Genomic DNA, 2,693 nt, shown 5'->3' with positions numbered 1-2,693 from the left:
TTCACCGCTGTCCACGCCCTGGCCGGTTGCCTCCTGGCGACCGACGTCGACGCCGAGCATCTGGGCTGGGGCCAGCCCCTGACGCTGCTGCTCATCCACACCCGACCCCTTCACACGCCCTCGCCCGCGCACGCTGTGCGCAGCGTGGAATTCCCGCTGCGCCGCGACGACCTCACCGACTCCGCTGGCCTGCCCGCTCTGCTGCACCGCCTCGCCGCGGGCTTGCGCCAGCCCCACGCGTCCACGCCCTACCAGGCCACCCTGGACACGATCGTCCGCCTGATCCGGGCGACCGAACCCGATGCGCGGCTCCTGGCCTGGGCCACCTGCTACGACGACATCCTCACCATCGGCGACGCGCCACGGCAGGTCCGCCGGATCGACGCCGTCGACACCGACGGTCGTCTCTACCAGCTCACCCACCCGCGCGGCGATGACCACCCGCTGCTGCTCATCGACGACACCCCCAAACCGGGCGACGTCCCCGCCACCTACCCAGGGCTGACCGCCCTCCTCACCGCCACCGCCCGACCGGCCACCAGCGGCGGCCACGGGGCGCATGGCATGACCGGCCCGCGGCGGCGCCCTGACGGCACCGACGAGGAGCCGATCTTCATCACGTGGGGGCCCGACGGGGCGTCGCTGCGCTGCCAGGTGTGCGGGGCCGTCGACGAGGTCGTCCAGGACGAGATGCCGTCCATGGCCGGCTACGGCGACGACACCTACCTCCGCTGCAGCCGCTGCGGATCCGTCGAGACCAGCGACCCGATCTTCGGCTGGCGCGCCAAGCCCGCCCCCTGGCCGGCACCCCCGCAACAGGACAAGGCGTGACGTCCCGTCCAGCGTCTCGGCCACCGGTCCGCGCACCTCATGCCCTCCCATTCCCGCATCTGCTGCGAAGGAGACCTGCCCCGTGAGCACCCACTGCTTCGTCGGCACCACCGATCCTGGGAACCCGCACCTCGTGCACGCCCGGTTCGTGCTCCTCGACGGGCACCCGGGCGTCGTCGTGCCCACCCTCGCCGCGATCTGGGTTGGCCACGCCCGCCGCGACGCCCACGCGCTGAATACCGCGCTCCTCGCCTTCGACTGGGAGTACCTCGACCCGAATATCACCGCCGCCACCGAATCCGGGTTCGCCGGGCAGCGCGCGGTGCCCGGCGTCGGCATGACCCTCGCCAGCAGCAGCGACGGTGCCATCGACGAGCCGGAACCGGTCACCGTGTTCCCGCTGTCCCACGCCCGGCACCTCGACGCGGAATGGATCTACCTGATCGACCCGCTCACCGGCACGGTCGCCGTGCACACCGACGACGGGCAGCACCTGGCTCGCTACCGGCTCGCCGACTGCCTGCCCCCGTCACCGGCTGCCACCCGCACCCCCGCGAGCCGCTCCCCGGCAGCCCGCCACGCCCGGCAGGCAGTGGCGGTCCTGCGGTGAGCGGGCGCGGTCTCGCCGCAATCGCCGCCGGGGTGCTCGCCGTACTGATGCTGTGCGCGGGCGGGATCGGAATGCTGTTCACCGGCGGTGGCACCGCCTCGGCCGCGTGCAACGGCACAGTCGGCCCAGGCCGGCAGCCACTGCTGCCCGCCGTCACCGTGTCCCCGCCCGCCGGCGTTGGGGGCTGGACCGGCGAGCAGGTCACCAACGCCGCGGTGATCGTGTCCGTCGGCGTCGAGCTCACGGTCCCGCCCCGAGGTTGGGTCGTCGCCCTGGCCACCGCCATGCAGGAGTCCACCCTGCGCAACCTTCCCGGCGGGGACCGCGACTCGGTGGGGCTGTTCCAACAGCGCCCGTCCCAAGGCTGGGGCACACCCGCCCAACTCCAGGACCCCCGCTACTCGGCCGGCCGGTTCTACCAGGCGTTGCTGGCCGTCGACGGTTGGCAGGCCATGCCGCTGACCGACGCCGCCCAAGCGGTGCAGCGCTCCGCCTACCCCGGCGCCTACGCGAAGTGGGAGGACGACGCGATCGCTCTGATCCGCGCCCTGACCGGCGGCACCCCCGCCGGGCCCGTCGGAGGGGATCTGGAGCAGGCGATAAGCAACCCGCTGTGCCTGTTAGACGCAGGTGACGGCCAGCCCGGCAGCGAGCAGGTGCCGCTGCCCGCCGGGTTCGCGCTGCCGGCGGGCACGCCGGCGCCGGTCGTCACGGCGATCGGCTGGGTCCTGGCGCAACTCGGCAGCCCGTACACCTTCGGCGGGGACTGCACCGCACCCCACTCCAGTATCCCCGCCCGCCAATGCGACTGCTCATCGCTGATGCAGCAGGCCTACCAGGCCGCCGGCATCACCCTGCCCCGCACCACCAGCGACCAGATCCACGCCGGCCGGCCGGTCACCGACTACCGGGACCTGCAGCCGGGGGACCTGCTGTTCATTCCCGGCAGCCGCGGCACCACCGCCAAGCCAGGGCACGTGGGCCTCTACCTCGGCCAAGGGCTGATCGTGCAGGCCCCGCACAGCGGCGACGTCGTCAAGATCAGCCGCCTGTCCGCGTGGGCCGAGCAGCTCGCCGCCGCGCGCCGGGTCATCGGCTGAACCACGCATCCCCCAAACAGGGAATCCCGTCAGCCGGGGCGCCCTCCGGGCGCCGACGGCTGCGGATCCTCCATCCCTTCGGAGAGGACATCACCGTGACCGACACGGACCACATCAGCAGCAGGAAACAGCCGGGGACCCGGCCCGAGGAC

At 73.0% G+C, this 2,693-nt stretch carries 3 protein-coding genes; all 3 read left to right on the top strand.

What is annotated here, in order from left to right:
- The coding region (locus tag B0E53_RS39935) for a hypothetical protein (RefSeq protein ID WP_348639691.1) at window positions 1–831 on the top strand (831 nt) is incomplete at its 5' end.
- Between the two features lie 82 nt (window positions 832–913).
- Window positions 914–1,441 (top strand): hypothetical protein, encoded by a 528-nt coding sequence (locus B0E53_RS38845; protein WP_210406343.1) that lies wholly within the window; start codon window positions 914–916, stop codon window positions 1,439–1,441.
- Window positions 1,438–2,541 carry a C40 family peptidase gene (locus tag B0E53_RS35215; RefSeq protein WP_246835762.1) on the top strand — a complete coding sequence of 368 codons (1,104 nt, stop codon included), beginning with the start codon at window positions 1,438–1,440 and terminating at the stop codon, window positions 2,539–2,541. The genes B0E53_RS38845 and B0E53_RS35215 overlap by 4 nt, the downstream gene beginning before the upstream one ends.
- Window positions 2,542–2,693: the final 152 nt, after the last annotated feature.

It is taken from the genome of Micromonospora sp. MH33, assembly GCF_003013775.1.
Taxonomy (GTDB): domain Bacteria; phylum Actinomycetota; class Actinomycetes; order Mycobacteriales; family Micromonosporaceae; genus Micromonospora; species Micromonospora fulviviridis.
This window is presented reverse-complemented; position numbering and strand designations above follow the sequence as displayed.